We start from the raw sequence: 16,292 nt of genomic DNA, 5'->3' as shown, positions 1-16,292 counted from the left end.
CGGTAATCTTCCGGTTTGTCGGGAAAGATTTCTGATTTGATCATTGGTGTGGCCTCGTCTTTTAAGTGAGTTTCAAGTGGTTGTCAATCGCTTGGTCATACAACGGGGGTGTCAGAAACCTCACCCCCGAGAGGCTCCCCGAAAATGAGAATCACCACCCGAATCATGGTGGGCGCCGGCGCGGCCGCCCTCCTCGCGGTAGGCGCTCCGGTTGCGGCCAACGCCACCGTCGCGACCCCCCCGGTTCCCGGAACGGTTCCCGGCACGGTCGTCAGCGTGATCCCCAGCTCCCCGGCCTCCTTCGACGCCTGGGGGCCGTACTCCTCCAGCGACGGCAAGGCGAAGGCCTGGGGCAAGGTCTCAGTGCAGAAGAAGTCGCACAAGCAGTGGTACTGGAAGACGGAGTACAAGAACGTCAGGGTGTGCAAGTGGCACGACGGCGAGAAGAAGTGCCGCTGGGTCAAGAAGCCGTACAAGAAGCACGTGTGGAAGTGGGTCCACGAGTACAACTACACCGTCAGCAGCGCGCTCAAGAACTCCAAGTGGTGGGGTGACCCCAGGTACCGCTGTGCGTGGGAGACCTTCAGGATCGTGAACTTCAACGGTTCGACCTCCTACAAGAGCTTCAAGAACTGCGGCAAGTCCACCGTGTCCTACTCCTTCAGCGGCACGAACGCCAAGGACATCGACGTCAGGGTCAGCCGGGGCAGCTTCGGCTCGCCGAAGGGCCACTGGAGCAGCTGGAAGTCCGTCTACAGCGCCTGACCGTAGGCACTCTCCACAGCTCCTGATCACCTCGCAGGCACCCTCGATCCGCCTGCGGCCGCCATCTGGCACGTAATGGGATCCATCCCCGAATGCAGGGCCGCGACCTCCTGAGGTCGCGGCCCTGCCGTGTGATCGGGCACTTCTCACCGAACATCAAACCGAGTAATGTTCGGTTTTATGCACCCCGGAGCCATCGCGGCACTGCTGCCGGACAAGCCCGCTGTGATCATGGCGAGTTCCGGGAAGGTCGTGACCTTCCGGGAGCTGGACGAGGAGTCCAACCGGCTCGCCCACCTGTTCCGCGCCGCGGGGCTCCGGCCCGGCGACCACATCGCCTTCATGCTGGAGAACCATCCGCTGTTCCTGGCGGTCGCGTGGGCGGCGCACCGCTCGGGCCTGTACTACACGGCGATCAGCTCGCGGCTGAAGACCGACGAGCTCGCCTACATCGTGGACAACTGCGAGGCCCGGGTCTTCATCTCCTCCGTCGCTCTGGCCGACGTGGCCACCTCGATCGCGGACGTGACGCCGAAGGTCGAGCTCAGACTCATGCTGGACGGCGTCGCCCCCGGATTCGCCTCCTACGAGGAAGAGGTAGCCGCCCATCCGGTCACGCCCCTCGACGACGAGTGCCAGGGCGCGGACATGCTCTACTCCTCCGGAACCACCGGGCGGCCCAAGGGCGTCAAGCCCACGCTCTCCCAGGTGCCGCTGGACACGCCGGGAGCACTGCTGCAGCTCATCCAGTTCCTGTTCGCGCCGTCGGCCGACAGCGTCTATCTCTCCACGGCGCCGCTCTACCACGCGGCTCCGCTGCGCTACTGCATGAGCATGCAGCGCATGGGCGTGACGCTTGTGGTCATGGAGAAATTCGACCCGGAGCAGGCACTCGCGCTGATCGAGAAGTACGGCGTCACCCACTCGCAGTGGGTGCCGACCATGTTCATCAAGATGCTCAAGCTGCCCGGGGAGATCCGCGAGCGGTACGACCTCTCGTCGCTGACGTGCGCGATCCACGCCGCCGCCCCCTGCCCGGTTCCGGTCAAGGAACAGATGATCGAGTGGTGGGGCCCGATCATCCATGAGTACTACGCGGGGACCGAGGGCAACTGCTTCCTCTACGTCGGCTCCGAGGACTGGCTCAAGCACAGGGGCACGGTCGGCCGGCCGCTGCTCGGCGTCACCCACATCTGCGACGAGGACGGCAACGAGCTGCCACCCCGCGAGCACGGCACCGTCTACTTCTCCGACGGCCCCCGGTTCGCCTATCACGGTGACGAGGACAAGACGAAGGCCTCGCAGGACCCGCAGGGCCGGGGCTGGACCACCCTCGGCGACATCGGCTACGTCGACGAGGAGGGCTTCCTCTACCTCACCGACCGGCGCTCCTACATGATCATCTCGGGCGGGGTGAACGTCTACCCGCAGGAGGCCGAGAACATCCTCTCGATCCACCCGAAGGTGGCGGACGTGGCGGTCTTCGGCATCCCCGACGAGGAGATGGGCGAGCAGGTCAAAGCCGTCGTCCAGCCCGTCTCCATGGACCTGGCCGATCCCGGGCTGGAGGCCGAGCTGATCGAATACTGCCGCTCCCGGCTGGCGCCCTACAAGTGCCCGAAGTCGATCGACTTCCGTGAGGAGCTGCCCAGGCAGCCCACGGGCAAGCTCTACAAGCGCCTCCTCCGCGACGAGTACTGGCCCGCCAAGCCCTGAAGTCCAATCCTGAAGCCCGGCCCTGAAGCCCGGCCCTGAAGGACTCCGCCGGCCGATTCGTTATAGATTCTTCTTGACCTGCGTGTTCGACGCCGGACGGCGATACCGGACGTGGCCCGATGGGAATCGGCCGGCGGAGTCCTGGGGTCCGGCCCTGAAGCCCGGCCCCGACGAAGATTTCCCCGGAGATTCCCGGTCGCGGGAGCGTCCCCTGACCACGGCTGATAAAGCGGTTGTCAGAGGAAATGGATCATCGCGATCATCCGCTTAACCAGGTCTTATACGCCCTCAGGCATTGTTTGGGGTACCGGGAGACACCGGTCGCCGCTCCGGTGACGCAGGAGCGGACGTAGGACTTGGGGGAAGACATGGACCCGAACAAGGACGAGCAGGAGATCACGCCGGCCGCGGCGACCCCCGGGAACGACGGCTGGAGCCAGTTCGGCAAGGTGCCGCCGCGCACGGGTGCCTACCGGGCCGATGGAGTGACCGGACCGCAGCCGACGATGGTCAACCCGGTGCCGGAGCCGTTCGCCGCCGGGACGTTCGGGACGCCCGCGGTGCCTGCCCAGCGGGGCAGGATCGGCGTCGCGAAGAAGCTGGGCACCGGGCTGGCGCTGGCCGCGATGGCCGTTGGCGGTGGTGTGGCGGGGGCCTTCGCCGCGACCGGCTTCAACAACGACACCACGATCGCCTCCTCCTCCAGCACGCTCGTCAGCCCCGTCAGCAGGGTGACGACGGTCGCCGACGTCGCCAAGGCCGTACAGCCCTCGGTGGTGTCGATCCAGGTCAAGACCGCGAACGGCGGCGGAGAGGGGTCCGGCGTCGTGCTCTCGGAGGACGGCCGGATCCTGACCAACAACCACGTGGTGGAGGCCGGGGGACAGGGCGGCCAGATGACCGTCAAGTTCAGTGACGGCAAGACCGCCACCGCGAAGATCATTGGAACCGACCCGACCACCGACCTCGCGGTCATCAAGGCGGACAACGTCTCCGGCCTCACCAAGGCCTCGCTCGGCGACAGCGACGCGCTCAAGGTGGGTGACTACGTGCTCGCCATCGGCAGCCCGCTCGGACTGTCCGGCTCGGTCACCGCCGGCATCGTCAGCGCTCTGAACCGCACGCTGACCGTCGGAGACGAGCAGGGACCGCAGCAGCAGATGCCTCCGGGCTGGCCCGGCGGCCAGCAGCAGTTGCCTCCGGGCTGGCCCGGTGGGCAGGACGGGCCGGGCCAGGGCGGCGGGCAGGACCAGGGCGACGGTGGGCAGATGCAGCAGCAGAGCAGCGGCGCCACCACCATCGGCGGCGCGATCCAGACCGACGCGTCGATCAACCCGGGCAACTCGGGTGGCGCGCTGGTCAACGCCTCCGGCCAGGTGGTCGGCATCAACACCGCCATCGCCACCAACGGCGGCGAGGGCAGCATCGGTGTCGGCTTCTCCATCCCGATCAACACCGCCAAGCAGGTCGCCCAGCAGCTCATCGACAGCGGCAAGGTCTCCCACGCCTTCCTGGGCGTGAGCGTCACCGACGCCACCGGAGACGCGGGCGGCGCCCTGATCGCCCAGGTCACCGACAACAGCCCCGCCTCCAAGGCGGGACTCAAGCAGGGCGACCTGATCACCAAGATCAACGACACCGCGGTCGAGGACGGCAACACCGTGGTCGGCGCGGTGCGCGGGTTCAAGCCGGGGGAGAAGGTGGCCGTCTCCTACGTCCGCGACGGGCAGCCCCACACCGTCACCGTGACCCTCGCCGAGATGGCCGGCGAGTAGGTCCCACCAGACGAATGTGCCGCCGGAGCCGCTGCGGATCCGGCGGCACATTCATGTTCCCGCGAGGCCTCGTCACGGGGCGTCGGCGGCGGACGGCGCCGCCCGCGTCCGGAGCCCGACGCCACGGGCCGGAGGCCGATGCCACGGGCCGGAGGCCGATGCCAAGGGGCCGAGGCTCGCAGACCGGCGGCACGGGGCGAGGTTCGCAGACCGGCGGGGCGTCCGGATCCCGGAGCGCGGCGCGTGGCGGGCAGGGGTCATCGCCCGGCGGTCAGCGCCTCCGAGCGCCACAGGTCGCGGTAGTAGCCGGGGGAGTCCACCAGTTCCTCATGGGTGCCCCGCTGCACCACCGAGCCGTTCTCCAGCACGACGATCTCGTCCACCCGTTCGAGCCCGCGCAGACGGTGCGTGACCAGCAGCGTCGTATGACCGTGGGTCGCGTCCAGCAGGTCGGCCATGAGCGCGTCCGCGGCCGTCTCGTCCAGCGCCTCGGCGGGCTCGTCCAGCAGCAGCACCGGGGGATCGTTCAGCAGCGCCCGTGCCAGCGCCAGCCGCTGCAACTGCCCCCCGGACACCGTCCGCCCGTCCTCCCCGAGCACGGCGTCCCACCCGGTCCGCTCCACCCACCGCTCCAGCCGCGCCCGCCGTACGGCCTCCGCCAGCTCCTCGCCGGTGGCCTCCGGTCCGGCCAGCCGCAGGTTGTCCCTCACCGACGCCTGGAACACGTAGGGATCCTGGGTCAGCCCCGTCATCACCCGCCGGGTGTCATCGGCGGCCAGGTCGGTGATGTCCACGCCGCTCACCCGGATGGTCCCGGACTCGGGCTCCACCAGGCGCATCAGGGCGGACAGCAGGGTGCTCTTGCCGGCGCCGCTGGGGCCGACCAGGGCGACGCGCCTCCCGGGGGTGAGGGTCAGGCTGACGCCGTTCAGCGCGGGAGCGCGGTCGGCGCTGTGGCGGACCACCAGATCCTCGATCTCGACGGTCGGCGGCCCCTCGGGGACGGAGGCGGGCGTGGCCGGTTCGGTCACGGCGGGCGGGGTCGCGCGGACCTCCCTCAGGCGGCGCAGGGCGGCGAGCACCCCGGTCAGCCGCTCGGCGGCGGCGGCCATCGGCAGGACGGGTTCGAACGCCACCAGCGAGGTCAGCGCGAGCACCGCGATGGCGACGGGGTCCGTTCCGGCGTTCTGGGCGACCCAGACGATCGCCGCCACGGTCAGGCCCTGGGTGAACATGCCCAGCCCGCTCGCCACCGCGTTCGCCCGTGCCTGCCGGCGCTCCAGCGCCGCCAGGCGGGCGTCGGCCTCGGCCGCGGCGGCCAGTGCCCGGTCGTTGGCCCCGTAGGCGGCCAGGTCGGCGGAGCCGTGCACCAGGTCGGCGACCCGGGCGGCCAGATCGGCCCGCGCGGGTGCGATCCGCGCCGACCAGCGCCGCGCCGCGCCGGCCGCACCGGCGGGAACGAGCACCCCGGCCACCAGCAGCCCGGCCAGCAGCACCAGCGCCGCCACCGGAAGCAGGAACAGCCCGACCACGACCGCCGCCACCCCGGTCACCAGAGCCGCCGCCGCCGGAAGCAGGCAGCGGACCAGCAGGTCCTGTACGGCGTCGGTGTCGTCGACCATCCGGCTGAGCAGGTCCGCCCCCCGGTGGTTCAGCGGTCCGGCGGGGATGAGCGCCTGGTAGAGGCGCTCCCTGGTCGTCGCCTGGGCGCGTAGCGCCACCTCGTGTCCCGACAGGCGCTCGCCGTACCGGAAGACGCCCTTGGTCGTCGCGAACGCCCTGACCCCGACGATCGCCACGCTCAGCGCCGCCAGCGGCGGCTGTTCGGCGGCCCTGGTGATCAGCCAGGCCGCCGACCCGATCAGCCCGAGTCCGGCCAGTTCGGCCGCCGCACCCGCCGCCGCGGCGAGCGCCAGCCGTCCACCCATCCGGTTCACGAGGGTCTCCCGGGTCTTCCGCGTCGAAACGCCGCCGCCGGTCATGAGGCCTCCTCGGTCTTCCGCGTCGAAACGCCGGTCAGGTCGCGCCCGGAGTAGGCCGCCCGGCCGGCTCTGGGGCGGGCAGGCTGGTCGGACACCACTCGGCCGTCGGCGATCCGGATCACCCGGTCGGCCAGGTCGATCATCGCCGGCCGATGGGCGACGATGACGGCGGTGCGGCCCTCGGCCAGATCGCGGGTGGCGGTCATGACCGCGCCCTCGCTGCGGCCGTCGAGCCGTGCGGTCGGCTCGTCCAGCAGGAGCAGCCTGGCCGCCGGGCGGCAGAACGCGCGGGCGAGCGCGACCCGCTGCCGCTGTCCGGCCGACAGGTTCGCGCCGCGCTCGCCCAGCACCGTGTCGTAGCCCTCGGGCAGGGTGGTCACGAACTCGTCGGCGTGCGCGGCCTTCGCCGCCGCCCTGACCTCCTCGATCGTCGCGTCCGGGGCGCCGAGCCTGATGTTGTCGGCCACGGAGGCGGCGAAAAGGTGCGGCCGCTGCGGCACGAACGCCAGCCGGTCACGCCAGGAGAAGTGATCGGTGAGCTCGACGCCGTCGATCAGCACCCTGCCCGAGGCGGGGGCGACGAAGCCGAGCAGCAGGTGGAGCAGGGTGCTCTTGCCCGCGCCGCTCTCGCCGACCAGCGCCACCCGCTCGCCGGGCGCGATCACCAGCGAGACGTCGTCGAGCGCGGTCTCCTCGCGGTCCGGATAGCGCACGGTGACGTTCTCCAGCCGGATCTCCGGCGCCGCTCCCGCGTCCCTTCCCCCGTCCGGGGCTCCGGCGGTGCCTGTGCCCGGGACCCCGGCCGTGCCCGTGTCCAGGGCTCCGGCCGTGCCCATGGCTGGAACTCCGGCCGTGCTCGCGTTCGGGCCCGCGCCGTCCGTACTCCGGACGCCGCCGGAGTTCGCGCCGGAGGTCTCATTCCGTGACGACGGGCTCGCCGTCCGCCCGTCCAGTACGGCGAACGCCTCGTCGGCCGCCGCGACCCCCTCCATCGCGGCGTGGAACTTGTTGCCCATGTTGCGCAGCGGCAGATACGCCTCCGGCGCGAGCAGCAGCACCAGCAGGGCGGTCGAGAGATCCAGGGATCCGGACAGCAGCCGCAGGCCCACCGGCACCGCGACCAGCGCCAGCGACAGCGACGCGGCCAGCTCCAGCACCAGCGACGACAGGAACGCCACCCGGAGCGTGCGCATCGTCGCGCTCCTGTGGGCGTCGGACACCTGCCGGATCACCTCGGCCTGGAACCGGGCCCTGCCGAAGGCGCGCAGCGTGGGCAGGCCCCGGACCACGTCCAGGAAGTGGCCGCCGAGGCGGGACAGGGCCCGCCACTGGCATTCGGTGACGGCCTTGGTGTGCATGCCGACCAGGGCCCCGAAGATCGGGATGAGCGGCAACGTGACCAGAACGATCACCGCGCTGGCCAGGTCGGCGGTGAACAGCCGGACGAGTACGGCGATCGGCACGACGCCCGCGACCGCGATCGCCGGGAGATATCCCGACAGGTAGGGATCGAGAGCGTCCAGGCCACGGCCGGTCAGCGTCACGAGCTCGCCCGAACGCTGCGAGGCCGGCCTGGTGGGCCCCACCTCCTGCAGCCGTGACAGCAGCCGGTGACGCAGGACCGACTTCACCCCGGTGGTCGCGTGCCCGGCGGCGATGCCCTGCGCCAGGGTGAACAGCGCCCGGACCCCGACGACCAGTGCCAGGAGGATCAGGGCGGGGGTCGCGAAGCGCCCGGACAGCACCCCGGCGAGCAGCTCCGCCTGGAGGAGGATGAGCACTCCCGCGAGGACGGCGGCGGCCAGGCACAGGGCCAGGTGACGGCGGACGGCCCGCTCGCCCCGCGCCAGCCGTACAAGCTCCTTGTGCATGTGAACCTTAGAAGAACGACGGGATCCGGTCGGCGGCACGCCGAGGACCGAACGTGCGCCATGTCCATACTTGCGCACCCACCATGACCGGTGCGAAGGGCAGGATGATGACACTCAACACACTCAGCGTCCCGGTGGGCGCGGTGTGGTCCAGCAGCCATGGAGCCGCCGCGGCGAGCAGCACCGTGACGGGCGCGGCGGCCACGCACGCCGAGGTCAGGAGCGCACGGCCGCCGCGGCTCGCACCGGTCACCTGGCCGGGCAGCAGCCAGGAGGCGAAGGTCCAGCCGTGGAAGGCGAGCGCCGCGGCGATCACCAGCCCGCCGCCCAGGCCGAGCAGGCCGATCGAGGGCCCGGACAGCCCACCGGCCAGGGCGACCAGCGCCATGCCCCAGCTCAGCGCGAGACCGTACGAACCGATGCAGATCATCCAGTCCCAGCCCGCCTGCCAGGCGCGGCCGTCGAGACGGCGGCGGAACCACAGCCCGGCGTCGCGCAGGATCCACGAGACCAGCAGGGAGACCACCAGCGGGTAGAGGCCGAACAGCACGTCTCCCTCGATGGAGGGGAAGACGCCGAACAGCACGCCGGCCACGGCCACCAGCCACACCTCGTTCGCCAGGACGAACGGCGCCATGGCGGCGACGATCCTGTCCCGGTCCTTCTGCGTCCTGCCGAGCACGGGCAGCAGCATGCCCAGGCCGATGTCGAAGCCCTCCAGGGCGAAGTAGCCGATCAGCAGGAGGGCGAACACGCCGAACCAGAGGATGTCCACGGTCTCTCCCTAGTAGCTGAGCGCGTGCGCGCGCTCGGTGGAGTCGGCGGGACCGTCCGCGCCGAGGGTGACGGCGTCCGGGCCGCGCCGGACGGTACGGGCGATCAGGACGTAGTCGACGACGGCGAGCAGGCCGAGCACCCCGGCGAAACCGATCAGCGAGGTGGTGATCATTCCGGAGGTGAGCCCGGGGGACATGGCGTCGGCGACGGTCAGCTTGCCGTAGATCAGCCAGGGTTGCCGGCCCGTCTCGCGGACCAGCCAGCCGAGGATCGCGGCCAGGAACGGCAGCGGGGTGATCACCATCAGGATCGGCTGCGCCCAGCGCCAGTGCGGCAGCCAGTACACGACGGGCATCAGCACGAACATGATGACGAACTGGAGGAGCTGCCCAATCCCGATCATGGCGCCGAGTGAGGCTCCGGTCAGCGCCGAGGCCTCGAACTTGTCCGGCTGGAGCGTGGAGACCGGCATGAACTGGGCGTAGCCGAAGCCGACCGTGATCAGCGAACCGACGAACGAGGTGATCACCCCCAGGCGGAGCGAGCGCGTGAAGAACTCCCGCTCGGAGGTCCTCTTGAACAGGTGGTACGCGCTGGCCCCCATCACCACAAAACCGCCGGTCCACAGGCCCGCGCCGATCACGTGCGGCAGCGCCATGGTCAGCATGGGGTTGGTGAGCAGCGCGCCGAAGTCGGTCAGGACCAGATGGTCGCCCCGCTCCACGGCCCCGGCCGGATTCTGCAGGAACGAGTTGGTCGCCATGATCCAGAAGGCGGAGACGTAGGCGGTCAGCGTCACCAGCCAGATGCACGCCAGGTGGAGCCACTTGGGCAGCCGGTGCCAGCCGAAGATCCACAGGCCCAGGAACGTGGACTCCAGGAAGAACGCGCCGAGCGTCTCGATCGCGAGCGGTGCTCCGAAGATGTCTCCGGCGTAGTGCGAGAGGCCGCTCCAGCTCAGACCGAACTGGAACTCCATCACCAGGCCGGTGAAGATGCCGAGCGCGTAGTTGGTCACGTAGATCTGGCCCCAGAAGCGGGTCATGCGCTCGTGGATCGGTTTTCCGGTCACGGCGTATCGGGTGTGCATGATCGCGACGAGGGGGGCCAGGCCCAGGGTCAGCACGACGAACAGGAAGTGAAGACTCCCCGTCACGGCGAACTGCGTCCGGGCCAGGTCGAGCACGTCCACGGCTTCACCTCCGTTGTTATGTTTGCCTACCTATAGGCACTCTACATGTAGAGCGCCTACATGTAGAGTGCCTATACGAGAGATAGGCTGATGACGTGAGTGAGCGAAGCGAAAAGGCCGTCGAGCACGGCGACGCGGCTTTCGGACGGCCGGTAGAGGAGAGCGCATGAACACCGATGCGCTCCGCGGGCACATGGACGCCCTGCTGCTCTCCGTGCTGGAGAACGACCCCCTGCACGGCTACGCGATCATCGAGGCGTTGCAGGAGCGCAGCGGCGGCACGCTGACCGTGCCGACCGGCACGGTCTATCCGGCGCTGCGCCGGCTGGAGCAGGCGGGATACCTCGCCAGCGAGTGGGCCACGGTGGGCGGGCGCAAACGGCGCACCTACCGGCTGACCTCCGCGGGCCGTACGGCTCTGGCCGGGGAGCGTTCCGCCTGGCGGGAGTTCGCCGGGGTGATCGGCAGCGTTCTGGAGCCTCGGACCACGCGGTGACGGGGTTCGCGGGCCGGATTCGGCGGTCTGCCGGATCCTCGGGATTACGCGGCGGTGAGCTCACGCCGGGTTCGGTGGCCTGCCGGAGCCCGGGTCAGGCGGCGACCGCGTCCTTGAGCCGCGTGGTGACGGGCTCGCGCCGGGTGAGGCGCATGCACCGGGTCGCGCAGTACAGCTGCAGCAGCCAGGACGTGAAGCTCGTCAGCAGGACCACGATGACCAGCGGATGGGTGGCGAAGCCCTCCGGCTGCTTCGAGCCGTACGCCAGCGCCGTGCTCAGCGCGAGTGTGACCGGCAGCATGACATAGACCAGCACGGCCAGCGACCGGGTGACGAGCCGGGGCCGCCGGATCCTGCGGAGTCCGCGGCCCAGCGCGACGAGTGCGACCCCGCTGAGCGCGCCGCCGGACAGCTGAAGGATGTCCAGGCCGCGTGCGACGGAGACGAACCAGACGGGCCAGGTCGCGTAGGCCGTCGGGTCGACGGGGAGGACGCGCCAGATCAGGCTCCACATGAGCGAGGTGAGCGGCACGCTGAGGAACAACAGGCAGGCCAGCCTGCGTCCCGCCGAGATGGAGAGCCCCTCCTGGTAACCCGGTGCGATCTCGTCGATGGGGCCGAACTCCTCGACCGCGATCCGCTCGGCCTCGGCCCGGTCCAGCCCCTCGCCCTCCAGCGCCTCGGCGGTGTCGAGCAGGCTGTCACGCGCCTCGGTGATCATGTCGAGCTTCGGGCCCCTGGGGCCTCTGAGGGTATGACTGAGCCCGGTCACGTAATCGTCGATGACTCCGGCGCTCGTCATGATCTCTCCAGTCGCATGATCCCTATTCAGGGTAATCACCACCCATCCTGGCCGTCACTTCGGGACCGGCACATCGGGGACCACCCTGAGAAGACCCCGAGGCGGCTCGGGTCCCCTCTCCGCCCGGGTTTCCCAGAGCCTCGCGTTCCTCCTTGTCAGGCAGACGATTCGCTCGGGCTTGCGTTCTTCCCTGTCGGGCAGACGGCTTTCCCGGGCTCGCAGCCCGCTCCTGCCCGGCCGGCGGCCTTCCTGATGAGCAGCCACTCCTGATGGTCCGGCTTCCTGATGGTCCGGCTCAATGGTCCGGTGAGCGCCGCCGGGACCACCAGCGCAGCGCTCGCGCCCCGCGTGGGGCGGCGGCGAGAGCGCAGTCGCGCAGGCGAAGGCGTTCGGGATGGAGGATCTCGGTGAAGCGGCAGGCGCTGAGGTCCAGGCAGGCCAGCTCCAGCTCTTCGGAGTCCACCCCGTGCAACGAGGTCACCCTGGCCGCGCCCTTGCCGCTGACCGTGGCCGGACCGCGGAGCGTGGCCCCCTCGAGGTCGGCCTCCGCGTCGGTGAGACGTACGGTCAGCCTGCCGGACACCCGCAGGCGCCGCAGGTCCACCGAGCAGCCGTGGGCGGTCAGGTCGAGATCTCTGCCCGCCCACGCGCCGGCGAGGGTCAGGTGGCGCCCGACGGAGATCGGGGTCAGGTAGCCGCCCGCCGCGAACCGTGCCGCCTCGAACCCGGCCAGCCCGCCGAACCTCGCCTTCCTGAACGAGACCATCCGGCGGAACCGGCAGCCCCTGAAGGTCGCGTCACCGGTGAACCGGGTGCCGTCGAAGGCGACGAAACCGTGGAAGTCCGCACTTTCGAAGGACGCGGTACGGCCGAACACGGCCCCGCCGAACAGCGCGTCGCTGCCGATGGTCACCCGGTCGAAGGCCGCGTGACCGGCGACGGTGACACCGTGCAGGGACAACTCCTCGGCGAACCTGGCCTCCCCGAAGGAGACGTTGCCCGCGAAACGGGCGTCGCAGAACGAGGCGAGACGCTGGAAGCGGGCGTGGTCGAACGAGACGTCCCCGCCGAACACGACGTCGCCGAACCTGGCACTCTCGGGAAAGGACGCCCAGTCGAACCTCGCCCGGCCCAGATAGCCCTTCGTGGCGGTCAGGATCCGCTCCAGCAGACATCTGCTGACGGTGGTGGCCCGCAGATCGACCGCGGAGCCGGGGGACAGGCGATGGACGACTTCGTCCAGCTCGCCGGGGTCCAGGTGGGCCAGACAGCGCCCGTACGGTTGCCGTGCCGATCCGGTGCACTCCGGGGAGACGGCGCAGGTGATCCAACCCACGTCCAGAGTTCTCATGCTCGGTTGATACCCGCAGACGGCCGATGCACCGAGTTCCAGGTCAAGGCAAGCCATATCTCACGGGTCAAGCAGGCGTGAAATGTAAAGATTTACCGACTTCGCTTCCTATCCACCTATAGGTACGCAATGTCCAGTCAATAGGGTTCTACGCTCCCGGCCATACGTGCTTCATCCCGGGGCTTCGCCGCCCTCGTCCCCCTGGCGTCGCCGCCGGTGTCACGGCCCTCACAACGGCCCCGGCCCCGCCCGCGCCGGACACCGCCGGCCTCCGCCAAGGCGACGGTCCTAGGCCGGCGTGAGGACATGAGTAGAGGGTTACTCATGTGGTCGTCCCACGGCCGGGCTGACCATGGGAGCTCAGACACCTCAAACGCAAGGGGCATACCCATGGCGGCTCCGATCCCCAACGATGTCACGGCCTACCAGAACAACTGGCGATTCTGCGTGCACTGCTGCGGCCTGTGGTGGAACGGCCGGGCGGACAACGGCGCCTGTCCCTCCACCCTGCTGCCGGCGGGCAATCCGCATCGCTCGCCGAACGGCCAGCACCACGGCCCGAGCTGGGATTTCATCCTGCCGGCGAACCCGAGCCACTCGATCTGACCTGTACGGCGCTCCGGCCATCCCGGCATGCGAGAGACCGGCCGCCGGTCCCATCTCACCATCGGATCCCCAGGCCCAAGGCCTGGGGATTTCGACTGAGATGACACCGCGCCGGGCTATCCGGCGTCGAGCGCCTTGCTCATGAACAGGGCGGTCTCACCCTCGCTCGCCGTACCCCGGTAGAAGGTGGTGTCGAGGCCGCAGAGGACGAACCCCATCCGCTGGTAGGCGCGGACGGCGGGGACATTCACGTTTGACGTCTCCAGCCAGGCCGTTCGTGCTCCGAGCCGGAGCCCGTACGCGCAGGCCCGCCGCATCAGAGTCGAGCCGACACCACATCCGCGGTGCGTCGGCGCCACGGTGATCTGGTGAACGACCAGACGGTGATGCCACTCCTCCAGCCCGATGACAACAAAGCCGCAGACCTTCCCGTCGTCGACGGCGACCTCAACGTGCAGGTCATCGGACACGCTGTCGCCCTCATCGGCGGGGAACGTCTTGACCAGCGGCGGATCGACAACGGTCGGGCGCAGCGCGAACCTCTCGTCGCCGACCACGACCTCGTAGACGGTGTCGGTGGTGAACGAGTCGTCGATCGCGCCGATCTGTTCTTGGTCCTGCGGTTCTGCCTGCCGGTAAACGATGCGTTGTTCGGGGCTCACCTGTGCTCCTCGCCCTAACCACTCGGTCGTCCAGTCGGACGAACACACCATTACGTAAGTTACGCCGACAGCTTCGCGGTAAAGCCCACGCATACCTGACAGGAGGTGGCAGGCGAGGAAAGTAAAGTCGGCCGTCGACAGCCGGGGAAAGGACATGCCCGATGCGATATGCAGCACTGCTGCGCGGTATCAATGTCAATCCGCGGAGCAGAGTCGCGATGTCCGATCTGCGGGCGTTGCTGGCGGGGCTCGGCCTGCGGCGTCCCAGGCTGCCGCCCCTGCTGGAGAAGCGGTCGAAGGCACCCGCCACGATGCGTAACCGGAACACGGTCACCAGGCTGCCGGCCCTCGCCGAAAGCTGATCGTCGGCCGTTGGAGCCCGAAGGCCCGCGCCTCGCCCGGTACGGGACCGTGCTCCAACGGCTGGTATCGTAGCCGGGCAGTAATGGCGGAACGGGAGCATGACATGGCAGGCGACGTCGACATCTCCGGGTAGCACCGGATCTCATCACCATCGGTGACGTGTTTATCGCGTGATCGCCGATTGGCGATGTCCTCGTGTCCTGACCATTTCGCCGGGCGGCCTCCTGCCGTGCCGGCCGAACGCGGAAGCGATTCGATGTCCGACGCCCTGATCGTTGTTTCGAACCTGTCCTTTTCCTGGCCCGACGACACCCCGGTGTTCGAGGACCTCTCATTCACCGTTCCGGCGGGACGCACCGGCCTGGTGGCGCCCAACGGTGCCGGAAAGAGCACACTGCTCAGGCTGATCGCCGACGAACTCCGCCCGGCCTCCGGCTCGGTCAGGGTGGAGGGGGCGCTGGGCTATCTGCCCCAGACGCTGCCCCTCGCCGGCGACCTGACCGTGACCGAGGTCCTGGGGATCGCTCCGGTGATCAAGGCGCTGGACGCCATCGAGTCCGGAGACGCGAGCGAGGAGCACTTCACCACGATCGGCAACGACTGGGACATCGAGGAGCGCACTCGCGCCCAGCTGGACCGGCTCGGCCTCGTGGACGTCCCCCTCACCCGACGCCTGCACACCCTCAGCGGCGGCCAGGTCGTCTCTCTCGGCCTGGCGGCACAGCTGCTGAAGCGGCCCGACGTCCTGCTGCTCGACGAGCCGACCAACAACCTCGACCTCGACGCGCGCCACAAGCTCTACGGCGTGCTCGAGGACTGGAACGGCTGCCTGCTGCTGGTCAGCCACGACCGGGCGCTGCTCGACCGCATGGACCGCATCGCCGAGCTCGATCGGGGCGAGCTCCAGTCCTACGGCGGGAACTTCACCGAGTACGAGGAGACCGTGCGCGCCGCGCGGGAGGTCGCCGAGAAGAACATCCGCAACGCCGAACAGGAGGTCAAGCGGGAGAAGCGGGAGATGCAGCAGGCCCGCGAGCGGGCCGAGCGCCGGGCCGGCAACGCCGCCCGCAACCTCAAGAACGCCGGCCTGCCGAAGATCTTCGCCGGGACGATGAAGCGCAACGCCCAGGAGTCGGCGGGGAAGGCGAACGAGACGCACGCCGCACGGCTCGGCGAGGCCAGGGCCCGGCTCGACGAGGCGGGCCGCGCCCTGCGCGACGAGCAGAAGATCGCGCTGGAACTGCCCGGAACCAACGTCCCGGCCGGACGCACGGTCTTCCTGGGAGAGCGGATGCAGGTCCGCTACGGTGAGCGGGCCCTCTTCGCCGGGGAGGGCGCCGACCTGACGATCCGGGGGCCCGAGCGGATCGCTCTGACCGGCCCCAACGGCGTCGGCAAGTCCACCCTGCTGCGCGTGATCAACGGCGAGCTGGAGCCGGAGGGCGGCGAGACCAAGCGGGCCGACGGCCGGGTCGCCTACCTGTCCCAACGGCTGGATCTGCTGGACCCGGGCCGCACCGTGGCGGAGAACCTGGCCGCGTTCGCGCCCGGGATGCCGGAGGCGCAGCGGATGAATCTGCTCGCCCGCTTCCTGTTCCGGGGCTCCCGCGTTCACCTTCCGCTCGGGGCGCTGTCCGGGGGCGAGCGGCTACGCGCCACCCTGGCCTGCGTCCTGTGCGCCGAACCGGCGCCCCAGCTGCTGCTGCTGGACGAACCGACCAACAACCTCGACCTGGTCAGCGTCGCCCAGCTGGAGGGCGCCCTGCAGTCATACGAGGGCGCCTTCGTGGTGGTCAGCCACGACGAGCGGTTCCTCGCCGAGATCGGGGTGGACCGCTGGCTGCGGCTGTCCGAGGGACGTCTGCTCGAAACGGGCGCCCCTGACGCGTGAGGCGACGGCGTGCGGAACGTCGCCGCAGGAGGCGGGGACGTTC

At 69.7% G+C, this 16,292-nt stretch carries 14 protein-coding genes; 7 read left to right on the top strand and 7 right to left on the bottom strand.

The features are described from left to right. Positions 1-144 precede the first annotated feature (144 nt). The 3 genes from DKM19_RS29300 to DKM19_RS29290 all read left to right on the top strand — a co-directional run bounded on the left by DKM19_RS29300 (position 145) and on the right by DKM19_RS29290 (position 4,256). Entirely contained in the window at positions 145-765 is a 621-nt protein-coding gene (locus DKM19_RS29300) for a hypothetical protein (RefSeq protein ID WP_162641862.1), read from the top strand. A 180-nt stretch (positions 766-945) separates the two neighbouring features. Next, positions 946-2,481 (top strand): acyl-CoA synthetase, encoded by a 1,536-nt coding sequence (locus DKM19_RS29295; RefSeq protein WP_110699983.1) that lies wholly within the window; start codon positions 946-948, stop codon positions 2,479-2,481. A gap of 368 nt (positions 2,482-2,849) precedes the next feature. After that, positions 2,850-4,256 carry a S1C family serine protease gene (locus tag DKM19_RS29290; RefSeq protein WP_110699981.1) on the top strand — a complete coding sequence of 469 codons (1,407 nt, stop codon included), beginning with the start codon at positions 2,850-2,852 and terminating at the stop codon, positions 4,254-4,256. A 257-nt stretch (positions 4,257-4,513) separates the two neighbouring features. Here DKM19_RS29290 and cydC read toward each other — a convergent pair whose 3' ends face one another. From cydC to DKM19_RS29270, 4 genes are read right to left on the bottom strand one after another with little or no spacing between them, the layout of a single operon-like run. Then, positions 4,514-6,238 carry a thiol reductant ABC exporter subunit CydC gene (gene cydC / locus DKM19_RS29285; protein WP_239513648.1) on the bottom strand — a complete coding sequence of 575 codons (1,725 nt, stop codon included), beginning with the start codon at positions 6,236-6,238 and terminating at the stop codon, positions 4,514-4,516. After that, positions 6,235-8,109 carry a thiol reductant ABC exporter subunit CydD gene (gene cydD, locus DKM19_RS29280; protein WP_110699979.1) on the bottom strand — a complete coding sequence of 625 codons (1,875 nt, stop codon included), beginning with the start codon at positions 8,107-8,109 and terminating at the stop codon, positions 6,235-6,237. The genes cydC and cydD overlap by 4 nt, the downstream gene beginning before the upstream one ends. A 7-nt stretch (positions 8,110-8,116) precedes the next feature. Then, positions 8,117-8,884, bottom strand: coding sequence for a cytochrome d ubiquinol oxidase subunit II (locus DKM19_RS29275; RefSeq protein ID WP_110699977.1), 768 nt, complete (start codon positions 8,882-8,884; stop codon positions 8,117-8,119). A 9-nt stretch (positions 8,885-8,893) separates the two neighbouring features. Continuing rightward, positions 8,894-10,078 carry a cytochrome ubiquinol oxidase subunit I gene (locus DKM19_RS29270; RefSeq protein WP_110699975.1) on the bottom strand — a complete coding sequence of 395 codons (1,185 nt, stop codon included), beginning with the start codon at positions 10,076-10,078 and terminating at the stop codon, positions 8,894-8,896. Positions 10,079-10,244: 166 nt separating this feature from the next. Here DKM19_RS29270 and DKM19_RS29265 point away from each other — a divergent pair, with 166 nt between their 5' ends. Continuing rightward, positions 10,245-10,574 carry a PadR family transcriptional regulator gene (locus DKM19_RS29265; protein ID WP_089211633.1) on the top strand — a complete coding sequence of 110 codons (330 nt, stop codon included), beginning with the start codon at positions 10,245-10,247 and terminating at the stop codon, positions 10,572-10,574. A gap of 94 nt (positions 10,575-10,668) precedes the next feature. On the opposite strand, the gene DKM19_RS29260 is transcribed toward DKM19_RS29265, so the two are convergent. Together DKM19_RS29260 and DKM19_RS29255 are read right to left on the bottom strand one after the other, a co-directional pair. Next, positions 10,669-11,376: a permease prefix domain 1-containing protein gene (locus DKM19_RS29260; protein WP_110699973.1), complete on the bottom strand. Its 708-nt coding sequence runs from the start codon at positions 11,374-11,376 to the stop codon at positions 10,669-10,671. Between the two features lie 295 nt (positions 11,377-11,671). After that, positions 11,672-12,727 carry a pentapeptide repeat-containing protein gene (locus DKM19_RS29255; RefSeq protein WP_162641860.1) on the bottom strand — a complete coding sequence of 352 codons (1,056 nt, stop codon included), beginning with the start codon at positions 12,725-12,727 and terminating at the stop codon, positions 11,672-11,674. Between the two features lie 390 nt (positions 12,728-13,117). Here DKM19_RS29255 and DKM19_RS29250 point away from each other — a divergent pair, with 390 nt between their 5' ends. Then, a complete protein-coding gene (locus DKM19_RS29250; RefSeq protein ID WP_110699969.1) occupies positions 13,118-13,333 on the top strand; it encodes a hypothetical protein in 216 nt (71 codons plus the stop codon). A gap of 116 nt (positions 13,334-13,449) precedes the next feature. Here the strand turns inward: DKM19_RS29250 and DKM19_RS29245 are convergent, their stop codons facing one another. After that, positions 13,450-13,995 (bottom strand): GNAT family N-acetyltransferase, encoded by a 546-nt coding sequence (locus DKM19_RS29245; protein WP_239513647.1) that lies wholly within the window; start codon positions 13,993-13,995, stop codon positions 13,450-13,452. Positions 13,996-14,156: 161 nt separating this feature from the next. On the opposite strand from DKM19_RS29245, the gene DKM19_RS29240 reads away from it, so the two are divergent. Both DKM19_RS29240 and abc-f read left to right on the top strand, forming a co-directional pair. Further along, positions 14,157-14,357, top strand: a complete 201-nt coding sequence (locus tag DKM19_RS29240) for a DUF1697 domain-containing protein (RefSeq protein WP_110699965.1) — start codon at positions 14,157-14,159, stop codon at positions 14,355-14,357. Between the two features lie 257 nt (positions 14,358-14,614). Next, the gene (gene abc-f / locus DKM19_RS29235) at positions 14,615-16,249 is read left to right on the top strand and encodes a ribosomal protection-like ABC-F family protein (protein ID WP_110699964.1); all 1,635 of its coding nucleotides are present in this window, start codon (positions 14,615-14,617) and stop codon (positions 16,247-16,249) included. Positions 16,250-16,292 lie beyond the last annotated feature (43 nt).

The organism is Streptosporangium sp. 'caverna', from assembly GCF_003203775.1.
Taxonomy (GTDB): Bacteria; Actinomycetota; Actinomycetes; order Streptosporangiales; family Streptosporangiaceae; genus Streptosporangium; species Streptosporangium subroseum.
The sequence above is the reverse complement of the archived record's forward strand: the minus strand, read 5'-3'. Positions and strand labels throughout refer to the sequence as shown.

Coding starts and splice junctions, on each gene's coding strand:
- DKM19_RS29300 (WP_162641862.1), top strand. CDS start 145: ATGAGAATCACCACCCGAATCATGGTGGGCGCCGGCGCGGCCGCCCTC.
- cydD (WP_110699979.1), bottom strand. CDS start 8,109: ATGCACAAGGAGCTTGTACGGCTGGCGCGGGGCGAGCGGGCCGTCCGC.
- DKM19_RS29240 (WP_110699965.1), top strand. CDS start 14,157: ATGCGATATGCAGCACTGCTGCGCGGTATCAATGTCAATCCGCGGAGC.
- cydC (WP_239513648.1), bottom strand. CDS start 6,238: ATGACCGGCGGCGGCGTTTCGACGCGGAAGACCCGGGAGACCCTCGTG.
- DKM19_RS29260 (WP_110699973.1), bottom strand. CDS start 11,376: ATGACGAGCGCCGGAGTCATCGACGATTACGTGACCGGGCTCAGTCAT.
- DKM19_RS29265 (WP_089211633.1), top strand. CDS start 10,245: ATGAACACCGATGCGCTCCGCGGGCACATGGACGCCCTGCTGCTCTCC.
- DKM19_RS29250 (WP_110699969.1), top strand. CDS start 13,118: ATGGCGGCTCCGATCCCCAACGATGTCACGGCCTACCAGAACAACTGG.
- abc-f (WP_110699964.1), top strand. CDS start 14,615: ATGTCCGACGCCCTGATCGTTGTTTCGAACCTGTCCTTTTCCTGGCCC.
- DKM19_RS29290 (WP_110699981.1), top strand. CDS start 2,850: ATGGACCCGAACAAGGACGAGCAGGAGATCACGCCGGCCGCGGCGACC.
- DKM19_RS29255 (WP_162641860.1), bottom strand. CDS start 12,727: ATGAGAACTCTGGACGTGGGTTGGATCACCTGCGCCGTCTCCCCGGAG.
- DKM19_RS29295 (WP_110699983.1), top strand. CDS start 946: ATGCACCCCGGAGCCATCGCGGCACTGCTGCCGGACAAGCCCGCTGTG.